This window comes from Dehalococcoidia bacterium (genome assembly GCA_025054935.1).
GTDB lineage: Bacteria > Chloroflexota > Dehalococcoidia > SpSt-223 > SpSt-223 > JANWZD01.
Genome location: JANWZD010000022.1, coordinates 1 through 18,070, shown reverse-complemented (window position 1 = coordinate 18,070; position 18,070 = coordinate 1). Strand labels below are relative to the sequence as shown.

Below are 18,070 nucleotides of genomic sequence, written 5' to 3'. Positions count from 1 at the left end.
AGGTCGACCTCATCGCCTCAGCAATCGCGACAGGCTCGATCTATGCCTCGACCGGCAACACGACCTTCACCGTTACGGGCGGCACGTCGCTGATGGTCGGCGCCGGCAACACGCAGGTGTTCGACGCGCTCTCCTTCGGACTGGCGAACATGACCGCCGGCTCCGCCGGCCTCGCCGTCGGCTCCCTCCAAGTCGACACCGCCTCCAACGCCAACGACGCCATCACCAAAATCACCGCCGCCATCGGCTCCGTCTCCACCGAGCGCGCCAAGCTCGGCGCCCTCCAGAACCGGATGGAGCACACGATCAAGAATCTCTCCATCAGCTTTGAGAACCTCTCCGCCAGCCACAGCCGCGTCGTCGACGCCGACTTCGCCTACGAGGTGGCGATGATGGTCCGCGGCCAAATCCTCCAGCAGGCCGGCACCAGCGTCGCCGCTCAGGCCAACCAGCTCCCTCAATCAGTGCTCGCCCTCCTGCGCTAGGCGGCACGATCTTTGTCTCCCCCACAGGGAGGTGAAGCCCTGTGGGGGATGAATACTTTCCAGAAGGGAGAAGCGCGATGAATATCTCCCGCGTCGGCCCAGTCGATCCGAATCGAGCGCTCAGCTTTCGCTTGGACGAGTCAGCAGCCGTCGGCGAGCACGGCGCGCGCCATCCCCATCAGACAGTTCCTCGCCGCGCTCGGCGGAGCGAAGATCAGCAAAACCCCGATAGCAGCGGACATCGGGTGGCGTATAGCTATGACGAGAAGGCACACCGCTACGTCATGAAATTGGTCGACGCCGAGAGCGGCGAGGTCATCCGCCAGATCCCGCCCGAGCAGCTGCTCCGAGTAGCCGCTGAGATCAACCGCTACCTCGGCGTCCTCCTTGACGCGAAGCGTTGAGCCGGGAGACGACAATGTCCAACCCTTTTGCGCTGAGCGGTCTTGCCAGCGGGGTCGATACCGCGAACCTAGTGCAGCAGCTGATGGCTGTCGAGCGCCGGCCGATCGATAAGGTCATCGCCCAGCAGAAGAAGACCGAGAGCCGGAGCAAGGCACTCGCCGAGATCACTTCGCGGCTGCACACCCTCCGTGCAAAGCTGCTGACGCTCGCTCAAGGGGCATCGCTGAACGCGAAGGCGGTCAGCACCGACGTGGCGGCAGGAGCAGTTGCGCCAGCGACAGTGAGCGCGGGGCCATCAGCCGCGAACGGCACGTTTCGGGTCTGGGTCGACCGGCTCGCCACACCCACCCGCTCCGAAAGCGCCGGCGCGATCGGCCAAGCTGTCGACCTCGCCGCACCGCTTGCCACGGCCGGATTCGGGCTGACCCCAACGACCGGCACCTTCACGATCAACGGCGCCGTCATCACGATCGATGAGAACACAATCTTGTCGGACGGGGTCGACGCCGCCGGAGCAAACACCATCCTCGCCAAGATCAATCATGCTGGCGTCGGCGTCACCGCGAGCATCGTCAATGATGCGGACGGGCGGCCGAACAAACTGAAGCTGACCTCCGCGACGACAATTCGGCTCGGCAGCGGCGCCGATACGAGCAATTTCCTCACCGCCGCGAAGCTGCTCGCCGCCCCAAACGTGACCGAAGGGAGCAATCAGACCGTCACCTCGACGGGCAACCTTGGCGTCGCCCAGGTGGCAGCCACCTTGAACCAGGCGCGGCTGACGGGTCTCGCGGCGACAGCGGGCTCGTTCACGATCAATGGGGTCACGATCGCCTATGACCCCGCTGTCGATTCGCTCAACACGGTCATCAGCCGGATCAACGCCTCAGCAGCAGGAGTGACCGCCTCCTATGACCCCGTGAGCGACCGGGTGCGGCTGACCAACAACGCCACCGGCTCGCAGATGATCACCATCGCCGCGAGTGTCCCGCCGGCAGGGGGCGGGAACCTCGTAGAGGCGCTTCGGTTCGTCGATAGCAGCGGGACGCCTATCGCTGTTACCACCGTCGGCGACACCGCAATCTATCGGATCGACAGCATCGCCGGCGGCGCGCCGCAGTACAGCGCGAGCAACACCATCGCCGATGCTTTGCCCGGAATCACGCTCACGCTGCGCGCCGTCAGCGCAACCCCGATGACCGTGACCGTAGGGCAGGACACCGCCACAACACTGAATGCGATCCGAGACTTCGTCGCCACCTATAACAGCACGATGGCCTATCTCCGCCAGCAGACCGCCTACGATGTGGCGACCAAAACCGGCGGACCGCTGAGCGGCGATGCGCTCCTGCGGGGGGTCGAGGTTGCGCTCAAAAACATTGTCACCAGCCCAGGCGACGGGCTGAGCGGAACGGCGACGAAGCTGGCCGACCTTGGCATCACGTTCGGCGCAGTCGGCACCGCGGCAGGCGCAACGCGGGACCTCGTTCTCGACGAAGCGAAGCTGACCGACGCCCTGCGCAGCAATCCCTTTGCCGTGCGCGAGGTGTTCGGCTCGCTCACGCAGACCACAACGCTCCAACCGGGCGGAACCGGCTCCCTGATCAGCATTAGCGGGAACCCGGCTGCCCGCCAATCGGGCACCTATCAGATCACGACGAAAGCCGACGGGACAATCGAGGCGATCTTCACGCCGACCGGCGGGACACCGCAGCCGAAGGTGACGGGAACGATCACGGCCAACGGGGTGAACACGACCCTCATCCCCGGTGTCACCTTGCGCGCCGGCGCCGTCTTGACCGACGGCACCCATATCATCACCACGACTGTCGCCACCAAGGGGGTCGCCTACAAGGCAGCCGATTACCTCTCCGTCTTGACCGACGCTGGCGGCACCCTCGAGAAACGGAAGAGCGAGCTGACTTCGCAGATCGAGTCGCTCAAGGATCGCGTCGCGGAGATGGAGCGGCGCCTCTCCCAGAAAGAAGAGGTGCTGACTAAGAAGTTCCTCGCGATGGAAAAGGCATTGGCAAAGCTCAAGTCGGACCAGACGGCGCTCCTCCAAGCGCTCGCCGGGCTGCAGCGCACCAGTTAAGGGAGAGGTGGGCGCAGCCGATACGGATCGTGAAAGACCTGCAGCACGGAGACCTCATGATCGCTAACCCGTACCAGCAGTACCAGCGCGTGCAGGGCGAGACCGCAACGGGCGGTCAGGTCGTCGTCCTGCTGTATGGCGGCGCGATCCGCTTTCTCTGCCGAGCAGAACTGCACCGCGCCGAAGGACGGCTCAACGAGTTCCGGGCCGATCTCCATCGCGCCCAGGATATTCTGATCGAACTGGCCGGCGCGCTCGACCTGACCAACGGCGGCGAGATGGCGCACAATCTGTTCGGCCTCTACCGCTACATGATCGACCGAGTCGGTGAAGCCGACTATAAACGCGACCAGCAGGCGATCCCTGAGGTCGTCCGCCTTCTGCGCGACCTGAAGGCGACGTGGGAGGAAGCGCTCAGTCGCCTCACCTCCCCTCTCACGGCGCGGCACGCTTCCGCCAAGGTTGCGTAATGAGCCTCGACGGGCTGCGGCAGGCGCTTATGCTCTCCCTCGCCGCGCGCGATGCCGCCCTTGCCGGCGACCTCGACCAGGTCGACGCGCTCCTTGATGCGCGCACTCCCTACCTGAACGTGCGCGGGCTTCCTGCATCCGACACCGACAGCGCGCGGGCGATCCTCACTCAGATCCAGCGGCTCGATACCGATACGGAAGACGCTCTGCTCCGCCTGCGCCGCGTTCTCGAGGAAGAGCGCGCTGAGCTGCGGCGCGCCGCCCACCTGCGCGCTGCCTACCGCCCCCGCCTCGTGTCCTCCCATCTCGACCGGCGCGGCTGACCGCTGCGCGGACCGAGGGCAGGGACCTCGCAGTTTCGGGGATTCCCCGATAAGCGGCAGCGCCCTGCCCAGCCTACCATCGAGCCGGACGCCGGGAGCGGCGTCGCACGGGAAAGGGCATGCCAGCGTTCTTGCTTCGAGCGCAGCAGCAACTGCTCAGCGTGTGGAGCAGCCTCTCGCTCGCGCAGCGTCTCAGTCTGGCTGCGGTGGCAGTGATCACGGCAGGAGTGCTCGTCTACTTCGTGGTCACCGCCTTCCAGCCGACCTACGCCGTCGCCTTTACCAAATTGAGCGAAGAAGACGCCGGGCAGATTGTCGCCAAGCTGAAGGAGCTGAAAGTCCCCTACGAGTTGGCCGATGGCGGCACGACGATCAAGGTGCCGGCGAACAAGCTGCATGAGACGCGCCTGACGCTCGCCCAAGCAGGTTTGACCAAGAGCGGTCAAGTTGGTTTCGAACTGTTCGACCAGACCAACCTTCTCGGCTTGACCGACTTCAACCAGCGTCTGAACTACCAGCGCGCGTTGGAAGGCGAGCTCGCACGCACCATCAGCACGATGGCGGCCGTCGAGTCGGCGCGCGTTCATGTGGTGCTGCCGAAGGAGGAGCTGTTCAGCAGCCAGCAGAAACCGGCCTCGGCGTCGGTCGTCCTGAAGCTGAAAAACGGCCAGCGCCTCGACCCGGGAGCGGTCCGCGCCATCACCAATCTCGTCGCCGGCTCGGTCGAGGGGCTGCGGCCGGAGCAGGTGTCGATCGTCGACGTGAACGGAAACGTCCTGTGGGATGAACGCGAAACGACGCAGCCGGCGAGCGGGCGCGCGGTGCTGAAGAACCTCGAGGCGCAAGCGCGCTTCGAGCGCGATGTTGAGGCAAAGGTCCAGACGATGCTCGACCGCGTCCTCGGGCCCGGCCGAGCGACCGCGCGCGTTTCGGCCGACATGAGCTGGGATCAGGTCCAAACCGCGACCGAGACGTATGCCCCGGGAGCGCCGCGCAGCCAGCGCGAGACAACTGAGCGCTTTCAGGGCAGCAGTCCGCCGGCCGGCGTGCCCGGCGTCGCAACCAACGTCCCGGGCGCGGGCGGCGCCAACGCGGCGGGCGCCGGCACCAATACCTACGAAAAGCGCGATATCGTGACCAACTACGAGCTGTCGAAGACCGTCGTCTCGACAGTGCAGGCCCCCGGCACGGTCCGGCGCATGACGGTCGCCGTCTTCGTCGATAACTTGAACGACCCCGCTGCGGTGCAGGCGATCAGCCAAGCTGTCGCGAATGCTGCCGGGCTGTCGGCCGAGCGCGGCGACACCATCACGGTCAGCAACATTTCGTTCGACCGCAGCGCCCAGGAAGCAGAACGGCGCGCGCTCGAGGCGGCGGCCCAGCAGCAGTTGTATCTGACCGCCGCCAAAGGCGCGGGCGTGGTCGCTGCCCTCATCATTGCCGTCCTCCTTGTCAGCGCGCTCTTTGGCCGGCGCAAACCAGAGGGAGCGCCGACTGTGACGGTCACCGAAGTCGCCCAAAAGCAGCTGAACGCCGCGCGCGCGCAGCAAGAGCAGAGCCTCGCGGCAGCGCTCGACAGCATGCGAACCAAGCTCGAAGACCACGGCTCGCCGCTCGCCGTGCGCGGCCGGGCGCTTGAAGAGCAGATCGCCAACCTCGCGCGAAATAAGCCCAATCTCATTGCCGAAATCGTGGAACGCTGGATCGATGAGAAGGACTAGATGATGGCGAGATCCCAATCGCTCCCCTCTGCGGACCGCTCGCTCGAGACGAAGGAGCTCCCTCGTCGCCGCTTGACGGGTCGACAGAAGGCGGCTGCGCTGCTGATCGCGCTTGGCCCCACGCTCTCTTCGCAGATTTTGAAGATGCTGAGCGACGAGCGGCTCGAGATCGCGATCGCAGAAGTGTTCCGGCTCGAACGGCTCGACATGGAAACGAAAGTGAGCGTGCTCGAAGAGGCGTTTCAGGAGACGATGGCCAAAGAGTACCTCGCCTCGGGCGGGATCGACTACGCCCGCGAGATCCTGCAGCGCGCTCTCGGCCCCCAACGGGCGAGCGAAGTGCTCGACCGCGTGACCGGACGGCGGACCAATCCGTTCGACTTTGTGCGCGAGATCGACCCGAGCCAGGTGATGAGCTTCCTCCAAGGGGAGCACCCCCAGACGATCGCGCTTGTCGTCGCCCATCTGCCGGCAAGCGCGGCGGCCCAAGTGCTTGCGCACCTTGACCCCGACCTCCAAGGAGAGGTCGCCTCCCGCATCGCGGCGATGAGCCGCACCGCGCCTGAGGTGGTTGATGCCGTCGAGCGCTCGCTCAAGCGCAAGCTGTCGGCCCTCTCGAGCCAAGAGTTTTCGAACGTCGGCGGGCTGGATTACCTCGTCCGGGTGCTCAATCAGGTCGACCGCGCCACTGAGAAGAGCATTCTCTCCAGTCTCGATCCCTCGCTGGCAGAAGAGATCCGGAAGAAGATGTTCGTCTTTGAGGACATCGCCAAGCTCGACGACCGCTCGATCCAGCGGATCCTGCGCGAAGTCAACTCGCGCGACCTCGTGCTCGCTTTGCGCGGCTGCACCGAGGAAGTGCGGCAGCGCATTCTCAGCAACATGAGCTCACGCGCCGCCCAGACCCTGAAGGACGACCTCGAAGCGCTTGGCCCCGTTCGGCTGAAGAACGTCGAGGAAGCCCAGCAGAACATCGTCCGGGTGATCCGGCGCCTCGACGAGGCGGAAGAGATCGTCCTCAGCCGCAGCAACAGCCGCGACGAGGTGCTGCTCTAAATGGGGCGGGTTGTCAAAGCCGCCGCTGTCGAGTTGGTCGAGCCCCATCCCGTCGGCCCGGCCGCGCCGTCCGCCGCGCCGCCGGCGAGCCCAAAACCGGAAGAAGAAAGCGCCGCCCGCGCCGCCGCGCTGCTCGCAGAGGCCGAGGCGCGCGCGGCCCAAGTGGTCGCCGAGGCTGAAGCGCGAGCAGAGGCGATCCTGAACGAGGCGAAAAAGGCGGCGCTCCAAACCGAGCTTGATGCCTACGAAGCGGGCAAGGCGGAAGGGTACCAAGCAGGACGGGAAGCGGGGCTCGCTAGCCTCGAGCGGCTCGTCGCCCTCGCTGAGAACGCGACCCTCGAGTGGGAGCGCGCGGTGCGCGCCGCCGAGGAGCAGATCATCGACCTCGCGATTGCGATCGCGAGCCGGATTGTCGGGCAAGTGCGCGAGGAGAACCGCAGCACGGTGCTGGCGGCGGTCATGCAGGCGCTTGATCATCTCGCCGCCAGTCCTACTGTCACCGTCCGCGTCCATCCGGACGATTACGACCTCGTGACCACCCATTGGGCCGAAACCCGCGGGCCGCGCTACCGCGACCGCGAGTGGACGTTCGTCGCCGACCGGAGTATCGAACCGGGCGGCTGTGTCTTAGAACTGGAGGGCGGACGGATCGACGCCCAGCTGGGAACGCAACTGCGCGAGATTCGGCGGGCGCTGCGCGCCGCGGGGGGGTTCGATGACCGTGCGTCTTGACCTCCGCCGCTACCGAGATGCCGTGGCGACGTGCGTCCCCGTGCGCGCTGAGGGGCGGGTCGTGCAGGTGATCGGGCTCACCATTGAAGCCCAAGGGCTCATGAGCCGGATCGGCGAACTCTGTTCGCTCCACCTCGAAAACGGCCACCCGCCGATCACTGCCGAGGTGGTGGGCTTCAAGGGCGATCGCATCATGCTGATGCCGTTCGCAGAACTCGCCGGCATCCAGCCGGGCACCGTCGTCACCAGCCGCGGACGGCTGTTTTCGGTGCCGGTCGGCCCCGAACTGCTCGGCCGCGTGCTCGACGGCCTCGGCCGGCCGCTCGATGGACTGGGCCCTCTTGCGCCATCGCATCAGCAGCCGTTGCTCGCCGACCCTCCCCCGCCGCTCAGCCGACCGCGGATCGTCCAGCCGCTCGCGACCGGCATCCGCGCCATCGATGGGCTGCTGACCGTCGGCCGCGGACAACGCATGGGGATCTTCGCTGGCTCGGGCGTCGGGAAAAGCACGCTCCTCGGCATGATCGCGCGCAACTGCGACGCCGATGTCAACGTCATCGCCTTGATCGGCGAGCGCGGGCGCGAAGTGCAGGAGTTCCTCGACCGCGACCTCGGCGAGCGAGGAAGAGCGCGTTCCGTCGTCGTTGTCGCAACGAGCGACACGCCCGCGCTCATCCGCTTGAAGGCAGCCTGGGTCGCAACCGGGATCGCCGAGTATTTCCGCGACCGCGGTCTCCACGTCAACTTCCTGATGGACTCCGTCACCCGGTTTGCCATGGCGCAGCGTGAGATCGGGCTGGCGATCGGCGAACCGCCAACGCTGAAGGGCTATCCCCCTTCGGTGTTCGCCCTCATTCCGAAGCTGCTCGAGCGGACAGGAACGAGCGAACGCGGGACGATCACCGGCTTCTACACGGTGCTTGTCGAGGGCGACGACCTGACCGAGCCGATCACGGATACCGTCCGCAGCGTGCTCGACGGCCACATCGTTCTGCGGCGCGAGCTCGCGACGCAGAACCACTACCCGGCGATCGACGTGCTCGCCAGTGTCAGCCGGCTGATGGCGTCGCTCGTCGACCGCCCTCACCTCGCTGCTGCCGGAAAGGTGCGGGAACTGCTGGCGGCGTATGACAACGCGCGCGACTTGATCAACATCGGCGCCTACGTTGCCGGGAGCAATCCGACCATCGACCGCGCGATCGCCGCGATGCCCGACCTCCTCGCCTTCCTCCGGCAGGGAATAGACGAACCGGCGCCGTGGGACGAGACAATCAGCCGGCTCCTTGCCGTTGGAGGTGAGGCATGACGACGCGCTTTCGGCTGAACGCGGTGCTCGACCTCCGCCGCCGCCGCGTCGAGACGCTCGAACAGGAGCTTGCCGTCCTTGAGCGCCAGCGCGCCGAGCGGCAGGCCGCGATCGCCGCCATTCACCGCGCGATGGAGCGCATCCAAGCAGCGCTGCGCGAGCAGCAGGCAAGCGGCAGACTGAAGATCCGCGAGATTGCGCAGCTGCATGGATATGCTGGGCGTCTCGAGAGTGAACTCGCCAACGAGAAGCTGCTGCTTGCCGACCTTGAGGCGCGCTGTGCCGCCAAACGCGCCGAGCTCGTCGCCGCACAGCAGGAGCGGAAGGCGATCGAAAAGCTGAAGGAGCGCGCGGAGGCCCAGGCCGCGCACGAGGCGCGCACTCAGGAACTGCGCGCGCTCGCAGAAATTGCGACCGTCCGCTTCAACCTGCGCCGACGCGGTTCTCTTGCTGGAGGAGGGTGAGCGATGAGTCTTCGTCCGTTCGAAAGCACGACCTTGCGCGGGCTGACAGCAGCGCTCCGCGGCCTCTCCCAGCGCCACCAGGCGATTGCCACGAATATCGCCAATGTCGACACGCCGTGGTACCAAGCGACGGAGGTGTCGTTCGAACGCGCGCTGCAGCAGGCGCTTGGACGGGGTGACGACATCCCCCTTGCGACCACCCACGCTGCCCACCTAGGCGCTCCTGCGGCGCTTGAGGCCGTCGTCACGCGCGCCCCGGCGCCCAGCACAGCGCGGCGCAACGATGGGAACACGGTAGATCTCGACCGCGAGATGACGCGCCTTGCCGAGACCAGCCTTCGCTACAACGTCGTCGCCAGCCTCATCTCATCGAAATATGCGGGGCTGCGCACCGCGATCAACGAGGGCCGCCGCTAGGGCGCGTCCAGAACGGTGCGAGACGAGGCGCCCATTGCCGATAACGCCAATACAGGGGGTCGAAAAGAGCACGATGAGCGACGCGAAAGGAGTGAGCCAAGCAGAGGTCGACGCCCTCTTGGCTGGTCTCGGCGACGTCACAGGAGAGCCGGCCGGCGGACCTGTCGCTCCGCTCTCCCCAACGGGCGCGACGATCCGTCTCTATGACTTTCGGCAGCCCGACAAGCTTTCCAAAGACCAGCTCCGAACGCTGGAGATCGTGCACCAAAACCTCGCCCGCTCCTTCTCCTTTTCATTGACGGCAAACACTCGAACCGTCGTTCAATGCACGCTCATGCTGCTGGAGCAGAAGCGGTTCAAGGAATATATCGATGAGCGCCCGGAACCGGCCGTGCTTCACTTGGTCTCGATGGACCCGCTTCCGGGACGAGCCATAGTTGAGCTCGATTTCGAGCTCGCCTATCTGATCGTCGACCGTCTCCTCGGCGGGCCGGGCCGCCCAATGCCGGCCGGCCGCGCAGTGACCGAGATCGAAATCTCGCTGATGCGCACCGTCGTCAGCACCCTGCTCTACTCGATCCGGGAAATCTGGAGCGGCATCATCGAAGTGCGTCCCCGATTAGAGGACACGACGCTCAATCCGTCGCTCGTGCAAATCGCCCTGCCTACTGATGTCGTCGTGCTGATTGTGTTCGAGGTGCGCCTGCTGGGGTCGACCGGCACCATCTCGCTCTGTATTCCGCACAACGTGATCGAGCCGATCATCCCGCAGCTCTCTGCCGAGATCTGGCTCAGCCAGCGCAAAACCGGCAACGAGGAGCAGGCCGCAACCCTAACCCAGCATCTCCAAGGCGTGCGCGTGCCGGTCTCTGTCTGTCTCGGCGAGGCGCGCCTGCGGATCGCTGACTTGCTCGCTCTCGAAGTCGGCGACGTCCTGACGCTCGACACGCTCGTGTCGAAGCCCCTGCCAGTCAAAGTCGGCACTCGCCCGAAGTTCACCGGAGTGCCGGGCACTCTCCGAAAGCATCTCGCCGTTCGGATTGAGGAAGTGCTCAATGACGAGGAAGAAGAGTTCTTCCTTTGAGCGAAAGCGCGCCGCGTCCCGGCCGAACGTTAGCGCGCCTTCGCCGTCTCGAGGCGGCATTCGGCGTCGATGGCGCCTTGGAGGAGCTGATAGAGGCGCTTCCAGACGGGGCCGGGCCGCCCGCTGCCGACCGGCCTGCCGTCCAATTCCACCACCGCCAGCACCTCCGACGTCGTTGAGGAGATGAGCAGTTCGTCAGCGTCGGGGAGCCGGCTTCCAGCAACCGGCTCCTCCCGCACGGGAATGCCGTCTGCGCGGGCCAGCTCGAGCAGGATATCGCGGGTAATGCCGCCGAGGATGTAGTTGCTCTTCGGCGCTGTCCACAGTTCGCCGCCGAAGACTGCCCAGCTGTTCGAACTCGACCCCTCGGTCATAAAGCCGTCGCGCAGATAGATCGCCTCGTAGCACCCCGCCTCGACCGCTCGCTGCTTCGCGAGCACATTCGGCAGCAGATTGATGCTCTTGATCGAGCAGCGCGCCCACCGATCGTCCGGCACAGTCAAGCAGCGCACGCCCTGCTCCAGCAGGTCGGCGCCGGGCGGGCTCGCCGGGCGAACAAGCATCAGCACTGTCGGCACGACCGCGCTCGGGAAGGCGTGATTGCGGACGGCGACGCCGCGGGTCACTTGGAGGTAGAGCGTCGCCTCCGGAATCCCTTGGCGGGCGATCAGTTCCAGCGCGTCCGTTCGAAGCCGCTCAAGCTCAAGGGGGAGGCGGATCTCCTCCGCCGAGCGGCGCAGCCGTTCGAGGTGGCGCTCAAAGGCGAACGGCCGGCCGTGATAGATCCGGATCACCTCGTAAATCCCGTCACCGAAGAGAAAACCACGATCCTCGACCGGGATGCGGGCCTCGGCATAGGGAACAATCTCGCCGTTCAGATAGACGAACTGCTCCATGCGGACCTCCAGCGCGCAAGTATAGTCGCCCGCGCGCTTGCGCCGAAGCGGCTCAGCGCAGACGCGCGCTCCGGCCGCGGCGGAGGCGCGCCACGAGGCGAGGCCGAGGCGCGGGTCGTTTTATCATCGGCAGGGGAGAGAGGAGGGATGATGAACCACGATGCCCTTGTTGCGCGCTACCGTACGGTCGGCACGACCCTCCGCGAGGCAGTGGCCCGGCTGAGCCCTCGCCAGCTTACTCTGCCGGACGCGGACGGGAAATCGCCGCTCGACCGCATTATCTACCTCCATCGCTATTCGCTCGCCCTCAACCGCTGGATCGACGGAATTACCACGCTCGACCGGCCGTCCTTACCCGCCTTGGTCGCCGACCTCCCGGCAGGTGATGACCGTCCTGTCGCCGTGCTCGTCGAGGAATTCGATGCCGAGAGCCAGCGCGCCGCCGCGAAGCTAGCCGCGCTCGATGATGCCGCTTGGCAGCGCCAATGCGTCCGCACGAACGGCGAGGTAACCGAGCTCGAGGGGCTGGTGACACGGTTGGCAGACGAATACGACCGCGTCCTCCAGCGGCTGCAGCAGGGGACCTAATCCAAGAACGCTGGCCTTCCCGCGGCAGCTGCGCGCCGAGCTCCGGTTGCTCCCCGCACCGCCGGCGCGACAGACGGCTGCACCGGCGGTCGCGCGCGAGCGGATAAAGATAAAATTGAAGGGTAGCCTGGTGAGCATCTCGTGAAACAGAGCTGGATCTTCTTCGTCACCGCAGCTGTCGTCATCGCGCTCGATCAGATCACGAAGATCTGGGTTCGGGCGACCCTGCCGCTCGGCGTTCCCGTGCCAGAAGAGTGGCCTATTCGTCTTCGCCACATCACCAACACGGGCGCGGCGTTTGGGCTGTTTCAAGACCGCAGCATGCTGTTCGTGGTGATCGCGATTGTTGCGGTCGGCCTCATTCTGTATTACTACCGCCGCCTGCCGGCCGACGCTTGGATGGTGCGGCTGGGGCTCGGACTGCAGCTGGGCGGCGCTATTGGCAACTTGATCGACCGGCTGCACCAAGGCTATGTCACCGACTTTATCGAGTTTCCGTACTGGCCGGTCTTCAACATTGCCGACTCGTCGATCGTGATCGGGGTTGTCCTTCTCGGCTACTACCTGCTCTTCGTCGCGCCGCGAGAGACGCGGCAAACTCCAGCCAGCCAGGAAGACGTCGTTTGAACCCGTGAAGGAAGTCATCGAAGCGATCGGTCAGCCCGGCGTGCGGCTCGATCGGTTTCTCGCTGACCAGCGTCCCGATCTGTCGCGCGCCTTTGTCCGCACCTTGATCGAGACAGGCAACGCCACTGTCGACGGAAAGCCGGCAAAGCCGGGCCTGCGCCTCAGCGGCGGCGAGCGGATCACGCTGATGGTGCCGGTCGCGCCGCCGCTCCTCCTCGAAGGCGAAAATATTCCGATCCCGATCCTCTACGAAGACGAAGACGTGCTCGTCATCGATAAGCCTGCAGGCTTGGTCGTCCACCCCGCTGCCGGCCACGAACGCGGAACGCTCGTGCATGCTCTGCTCGGGCGCGGAGGCGAACTCGCCGGCATTGGGGCAAGCCCGCGCCCTGGCATCGTCCACCGCCTCGATAAAGACACCTCGGGCGTGCTGATCGTCGCGAAGACCCCCCATGGGGAGCGGCAGATCGCCCGCCAGATCCAAGACCGGCAGGTAGTAAAGACCTACCTCGCTCTCGTCGAAGGCCATCCCGATCCGCCGCAGGGCCGGATCGAGGCGCCGATCGGCCGCGACCCGCGCCATCGCCAGCGGATGGCCGTCGTTGCCGACGGCCGCGAGGCGATCACCGACTATCGGACGGTGCGCACGATCGGCCCGTTCAGCCTGCTCGAGGTGAACCTGATCACTGGCCGCACGCACCAGATCCGCGTGCATCTTGCGGCCATCGGGCATCCTGTTGCGGGGGACACCCTCTACGGCCGACCGCGGAAAGGCGGCCCGCCGCGCCAATTTCTCCACGCTTCCCGGATCGGCTTCCGCCGACCGCGTGACGGCGCGTGGATCGAAGTCGAGTCGCCGCTGCCAGCCGACCTCGCCACTTGGCTGGCGCGCCACGAGCCGCCTCCCGCTTCCCCTCCCCCGCCCCTTTCGACCGGAAACGACTGACGCTCTCCTCGTGGGGTCTCGCCTCTCCGGCGCGGCGCGCTCCGGCGAGCGAGGGGCGCCCGTCGGCGGTGAGGAGGACTTCCGCGCCCACGCAGCGCGGAAGGCGCTCCGCTGGCGGCCGGCAGCGGGGCGGCTGCAGCTCGTCGCCGTTCTACGCCGCGACGGCGTTCACACGTCGAGATTCCTGACGTTTTGGGCATGCGCTTGGATGAACTGGCGCCGCGGCGGCACCTGCTCTCCCATCAGCATCTCGAAAATCTCATCAGCGGCGACAGCGTCCTCGATCGTCACTTGCAGGATAGTCCGCGTCGCGGGGTTCATCGTCGTCTCCCACAACTGCTCGGGGTTCATCTCGCCGAGCCCCTTATAGCGCTGGACGACGACATTCTTCGGCCTGCCCATCGCTTCGATCGCTTCGTCGCGCTCCTTGTCCGAGTAGACGTAGCGGACCTCTTTGCCGTGAGCAACGCGATACAGCGGCGGCTGAGCGATAAACAGATGCTGCCGCTCGATCAGCTGCGGCATATTGCGGAAGAAAAATGTCAGCAGCAGCGTCCGAATGTGGGCGCCGTCGACATCGGCATCAGTCATCAGGATAATCCGGTGATAGCGCAGCTTGCTTAGGTTGAAGATGTCACCGATGCCGGTGCCGAGTGCGGTGATGATGGCGCGGATCTCTTCGTTGGCAAGGATTTTGTCTTCTCGCGCCTTCTCGACATTGAGGATCTTGCCCCGCAGCGGCAGCACCGCCTGAAACCGGCGGTCGCGCCCCTGCTTCGCCGAGCCGCCGGCCGAGTCGCCCTCGACGAGATACAGTTCGCACAGCGCAGGGTCTTTCTCCGAACAGTCAGCGAGTTTGCCGGGCAAGGTCAGCCCTTCGAGCGCACTCTTGCGGATGACGAGGTCGCGCGCCTTGCGGGCCGCCTCGCGAGCTCGGGCCGCCGTGATGCACTTCTCGATGATCCGCCGCGCGTCGGCAGGGTTCTCCTCGAGATAGGCCGACAACCCTTCGCTCAGTGCCGACTCGACCTGCCCCTTCATCTCGGGATTGCCGAGCTTCGCCTTCGTCTGGCCCTCAAACTGCGGCTCGGCCAGTTTGACCGAGATAATCGCCGTCAGCCCCTCCCGCACGTCCTCGCCGGTCAGGTTGCCCTCGTCATCTTTCAGCAGCTTCGCCTTGCGGGCATAGTCGTTGAGCACGCGGGTCAGCGCCGTCCGGAAGCCCGTCAGATGGGTGCCGCCGTCAACGGTGTTAATCGTGTTGGCAAAGCTGAAGACCGACTCCGCGTAGCTGTCGTTGTACTGAAAGGCGATTTCAACTGAAGAGGTCTCGTAATCTTTTTGGACATAAAACGGCCGCTGATGAATGACTGTCCGATGCTTGTTGAGATGGCGGACAAAGGAAACGATGCCGCCTTCGAACAGAAAGGTAAGCTCACGATCATCGCGCTCGTCGAGGAGCGTGATCTGCAAGCCTTTCGTGAGGTAGGCCGTCTCGCGGAAGCGCTGCGCTAATGTCTCGAAGTTGTAGTCGATCTCGCCGAAGATCTCGCGGTCGGCGAGAAACCAGGTGGTGGTCCCGCGCCGAGCGGTCGGCCGCACCGGCCGCACCGGGCCTTGCGGCACGCCCCGGCGGTACTCTTGGCGATAGACCTGCCCCTCCCGATGGACTTCCACCCAGAGCGACTCGGAGAGGGCGTTGACGACAGAGGCGCCGACCCCATGGAGCCCCCCCGAGACCTTGTAGGCGGAATGGCCGAATTTTCCGCCGGCGTGGAGCACGGTCATAATCGTCTCGAGGGCCGAGACGTTTGTCTTGGGATGGATATCGACAGGGATGCCGCGGCCGTTGTCGTCGACGCGCACCGAGCGATCACGGCCGATCGTGACCGTGATCTCGGTGCAGAAGCCCGCCATCGCCTCGTCCACACTATTGTCGACAATCTCGTAGACCAGGTGATGCAGCCCGCGTTGATCCGTGCTGCCGATGTACATGCCCGGGCGACGGCGGACCGCCTCGAGCCCCTCAAGCACTTGAATGTCGCGGGCGGTATATTGCTCCGCTTGCCGCGCATTGATTGCCATGATGAACTCTCCCCGACCGGAGCAGCCCTAGCCCGCCTGCTGCTCGGCGCGCGCGGTCGAAACTACAGCGACCGTCCGGTCACGGTAAAAAATCATCGTCGCGACGACGAGGCCACAACTGAGATACGCATGGCCAGCGATCCGCAGCAGATTGCTCGCCGGAACGCCCTCGAGGCCGCTCCAGACGAGCCCCCAGCCGGTCGTGATCAGCGAGACGACCGCTACGAACAGGAGCGAAGGCCCGCGGTGGCGAGCGACAACCGCGACACTCCCAACCACCGCCCGCAGCGGTCCGACATCATCGAAAAACATGGCGCTCGTGTGAAAGAACAGCCCCCAGGCTGCGATCAGCAGCAGCCCCCAGCTCACAAAGAGCACCGCCACGCCAAGAGCGGGGCTGAGGATGCTCGCCAAGCCGATGACTAGCAGAAACGGCACCCCAGCGATAGCGGCTGCGGCGAGCAGTATGGCAATCCAGCCTGCTTGGCGAAGGACAAAACGCGGAACCCCGCCGAGCAGCTGAAGCAGCCGAAGCGACTCGCCCCGCACCGCGCTGGCGACCTGCTGGTAGAACATCGCGGCGGACGCCAACCCGAGGGCGAGCAGCGCAACAAGGGCCCCCAGCAGTGCACGCCCCTCCAGTTCGACAACTGGCTGCCCGAGCGGTTCGTCCAGTGCAATCATCCCCGGCAACGCCCACCCGACGAGCGTCACCAGATTTGCGCTTGCAAGCAGTCGCATCTGCGCTGCAAGTTCCTCGCTCACTTGGCGGGCCTGCTCGGCAGAGAGACCGAGCGACGGGTCAGCTGCGGCCGCGGCGAACCAACTCGCGAACGCAGCGCCTGCCCCTTCCACGACCGGACGCGCCGTCAGTCGCGGACCAAGCCACGCGACAAGATTGACGGCAATTGGGAGAGCCAAGAGATCGAGGCGGCGGTTGAGGGTTGCAAACCCGGCCCAGAGCGTTTCAACGAGGCCGGTCCCACTCGACACATTTCAAGTGTACCACCCAAATGACCCGCCTCACAATCAGGTGAGGACATGAGCACGCCGCGCGCTGCTGGCAGCTAGGAACTCCGCTCCAGAGAAAGCCAGCGGGGCGCCCGCCGGCCGAACCAGATGGTTCCGTAGCGTATTGACTCGCCGGCAGCAGAGTGGTAGACTGCCAGCCGACCGTTCGAGCGCGGTTTGTTCTGCCCAAGTCAGGGCAGTTATCCCCAGTTTCTGCGCCCAGAGGCGCCAGCAGGCCCAAGCGGCGGGCGCGCTCTGGGAACGCAGGCAAGGAGGTCTCATGCGGCGACTGTTGAAAGCCGGCGCCCTCGCACTCACCGTGGCCGGCTTGGCGGCAATGCCACTGATCGGGGTTCAGCCGGCAGCAGCGCAGCAGGCGGCGAGTTGGCCACCAGTCATCTCCGAAATGGCGCAGGTGACAGTTGGCAACCTGACCGGACTGCTCGTGGTCGTCTCGAACCGCACTTCCAACCAGCACGCCTTTGTTGATGTCCGGGTCTACCTTCCCGCTTCAGCGCGGGTGACCAATACGTACGCCGGCTCCGAAGACGCCAATCGCGGCAAGGTTGAAGGGCTGGCGCCGGATGGCCAGCAAGTGGGGTGGATCAACCACTTCGTCCGCGCCGGCCAAGCGCAAGGGCCGTTCTACGTCGTCGCCGACAACGGCGGGCAACCCTTTGAGACGTGGAGCTGGCTCTGGTTCGCAACAGGCGGCGAGTTCGGCACCTCGGTCGGCCGCGTGCAGGGGATCTACGTCTCGCCGCGGATCCGCACCGACGCCCCGGTCACCTTGCCCGGCGGGCTCCAGCCGGCGGCGCCAGGCGGCGCAAGCGCCCAGTAAGCCTGCTCGCGCTCAGACAAACCGCCCACTGACGACTGTCGGTGGGCGGTTTCTTTGATCCCGCACCGTTTCCCTTACCGAGCCTGCAGGGCGGCGCGCCTCTGCCAGAGTGCTCGCGCGGCAGCGCGCGCCGCCGCCCACCGCAAAAATGGAGCAGTTCGTCGCGATTCCCCCGATTTTCCTGTTGACTGTCTCGGCAGGATTGGTGTATTCTGCCGGTGCCGGATGCGAGCGAGTCTCGGCCGCGCGTTTCTCATCCAGCAGTTCGCGCCATCGCACCTCATCCCTGTCAAGAACGGCGCCTCCAGAAGTCGGCATATCCGAAGGAGGAGAGCAATGGCACATCTTCGTCTGAAGGCAGTTGCGGGGACGCTTGGCGCGCTCGCCGCGCTGGCCGCTCCACTGGTCTTGGGGCCGTTGAGCGTTTCGGCACAGGTCCCTGACGTGCCGCAGTTTGGTGCGGCGAACACGCTCGCGTGGCCGCCCGTCTTCAGCGGCGAACTCCAAGCCACCATCGG

At 65.6% G+C, this 18,070-nt stretch carries 20 protein-coding genes; 17 read left to right on the top strand and 3 right to left on the bottom strand.

Annotation, left to right across the window (positions count from 1 at the left end):
• From NZ773_15805 to fliM, 12 genes are all read left to right on the top strand, one after another.
• The coding region (locus NZ773_15805; GenBank protein ID MCS6803392.1) for a flagellin at nt 1–485 on the top strand (485 nt) is incomplete at its 5' end.
• A gap of 77 nt (nt 486–562) precedes the next feature.
• On the top strand, nt 563–889 hold the full coding sequence (locus tag NZ773_15800) for a flagellar protein FlaG (GenBank protein ID MCS6803391.1): 327 nt from the start codon (nt 563–565) through the stop codon (nt 887–889).
• Nucleotides 890–903: 14 nt separating this feature from the next.
• Entirely contained in the window at nt 904–2,985 is a 2,082-nt protein-coding gene (gene fliD / locus NZ773_15795; GenBank protein MCS6803390.1) for a flagellar filament capping protein FliD, read from the top strand.
• Between the two features lie 56 nt (nt 2,986–3,041).
• Nucleotides 3,042–3,455: a flagellar export chaperone FliS gene (fliS, locus tag NZ773_15790; GenBank protein MCS6803389.1), complete on the top strand. Its 414-nt coding sequence runs from the start codon at nt 3,042–3,044 to the stop codon at nt 3,453–3,455.
• Nucleotides 3,455–3,778, top strand: a complete 324-nt coding sequence (locus NZ773_15785) for a hypothetical protein (protein ID MCS6803388.1) — start codon at nt 3,455–3,457, stop codon at nt 3,776–3,778. The genes fliS and NZ773_15785 overlap by 1 nt, the downstream gene beginning before the upstream one ends.
• Before the next feature lie 119 nt (nt 3,779–3,897).
• A complete protein-coding gene (gene fliF / locus NZ773_15780; protein MCS6803387.1) occupies nt 3,898–5,499 on the top strand; it encodes a flagellar basal-body MS-ring/collar protein FliF in 1,602 nt (533 codons plus the stop codon).
• Nucleotides 5,500–5,502: 3 nt separating this feature from the next.
• A complete protein-coding gene (gene fliG, locus NZ773_15775) occupies nt 5,503–6,555 on the top strand; it encodes a flagellar motor switch protein FliG (GenBank protein ID MCS6803386.1) in 1,053 nt (350 codons plus the stop codon).
• A complete protein-coding gene (locus NZ773_15770) occupies nt 6,556–7,287 on the top strand; it encodes a FliH/SctL family protein (GenBank protein ID MCS6803385.1) in 732 nt (243 codons plus the stop codon). It abuts the gene before it with no gap.
• Nucleotides 7,271–8,593, top strand: a complete 1,323-nt coding sequence (locus NZ773_15765; protein MCS6803384.1) for a FliI/YscN family ATPase — start codon at nt 7,271–7,273, stop codon at nt 8,591–8,593. Before NZ773_15770 ends, NZ773_15765 begins: the two co-directional genes overlap by 17 nt.
• A complete protein-coding gene (fliJ, locus tag NZ773_15760) occupies nt 8,590–9,057 on the top strand; it encodes a flagellar export protein FliJ (protein ID MCS6803383.1) in 468 nt (155 codons plus the stop codon). The genes NZ773_15765 and fliJ overlap by 4 nt, the downstream gene beginning before the upstream one ends.
• 3 nt (nt 9,058–9,060) lie before the next feature.
• Entirely contained in the window at nt 9,061–9,474 is a 414-nt protein-coding gene (gene flgB, locus NZ773_15755; protein ID MCS6803382.1) for a flagellar basal body rod protein FlgB, read from the top strand.
• 73 nt (nt 9,475–9,547) lie between these two features.
• Complete coding sequence (gene fliM / locus NZ773_15750; GenBank protein ID MCS6803381.1) at nt 9,548–10,558, top strand: flagellar motor switch protein FliM; 1,011 nt, start codon at nt 9,548–9,550, stop codon at nt 10,556–10,558.
• Between the two features lie 29 nt (nt 10,559–10,587).
• Here fliM and dat read toward each other — a convergent pair whose 3' ends face one another.
• Nucleotides 10,588–11,454, bottom strand: coding sequence for a D-amino-acid transaminase (dat, locus tag NZ773_15745; protein ID MCS6803380.1), 867 nt, complete (start codon nt 11,452–11,454; stop codon nt 10,588–10,590).
• A gap of 150 nt (nt 11,455–11,604) precedes the next feature.
• On the opposite strand from dat, the gene NZ773_15740 reads away from it, so the two are divergent.
• The 3 genes from NZ773_15740 (at nt 11,605) to NZ773_15730 (ending at nt 13,615) form a co-directional block, all read left to right on the top strand.
• A complete protein-coding gene (locus NZ773_15740) occupies nt 11,605–12,042 on the top strand; it encodes a hypothetical protein (protein MCS6803379.1) in 438 nt (145 codons plus the stop codon).
• Between the two features lie 141 nt (nt 12,043–12,183).
• Complete coding sequence (gene lspA / locus NZ773_15735; protein MCS6803378.1) at nt 12,184–12,669, top strand: signal peptidase II; 486 nt, start codon at nt 12,184–12,186, stop codon at nt 12,667–12,669.
• A gap of 4 nt (nt 12,670–12,673) precedes the next feature.
• Nucleotides 12,674–13,615 carry an RluA family pseudouridine synthase gene (locus NZ773_15730; protein ID MCS6803377.1) on the top strand — a complete coding sequence of 314 codons (942 nt, stop codon included), beginning with the start codon at nt 12,674–12,676 and terminating at the stop codon, nt 13,613–13,615.
• A gap of 168 nt (nt 13,616–13,783) precedes the next feature.
• Here the strand turns inward: NZ773_15730 and gyrB are convergent, their stop codons facing one another.
• Both gyrB and NZ773_15720 read right to left on the bottom strand, forming a co-directional pair.
• Nucleotides 13,784–15,700 carry a DNA topoisomerase (ATP-hydrolyzing) subunit B gene (gene gyrB, locus NZ773_15725; protein ID MCS6803376.1) on the bottom strand — a complete coding sequence of 639 codons (1,917 nt, stop codon included), beginning with the start codon at nt 15,698–15,700 and terminating at the stop codon, nt 13,784–13,786.
• Nucleotides 15,701–15,727: 27 nt separating this feature from the next.
• On the bottom strand, nt 15,728–16,693 hold the full coding sequence (locus tag NZ773_15720) for a hypothetical protein (GenBank protein ID MCS6803375.1): 966 nt from the start codon (nt 16,691–16,693) through the stop codon (nt 15,728–15,730).
• A 298-nt stretch (nt 16,694–16,991) separates the two neighbouring features.
• On the opposite strand from NZ773_15720, the gene NZ773_15715 reads away from it, so the two are divergent.
• Nucleotides 16,992–17,552 carry a hypothetical protein gene (locus tag NZ773_15715; GenBank protein MCS6803374.1) on the top strand — a complete coding sequence of 187 codons (561 nt, stop codon included), beginning with the start codon at nt 16,992–16,994 and terminating at the stop codon, nt 17,550–17,552.
• A 336-nt stretch (nt 17,553–17,888) separates the two neighbouring features.
• The coding region (locus tag NZ773_15710) for a hypothetical protein (GenBank protein MCS6803373.1) at nt 17,889–18,070 on the top strand (182 nt) is incomplete at its 3' end.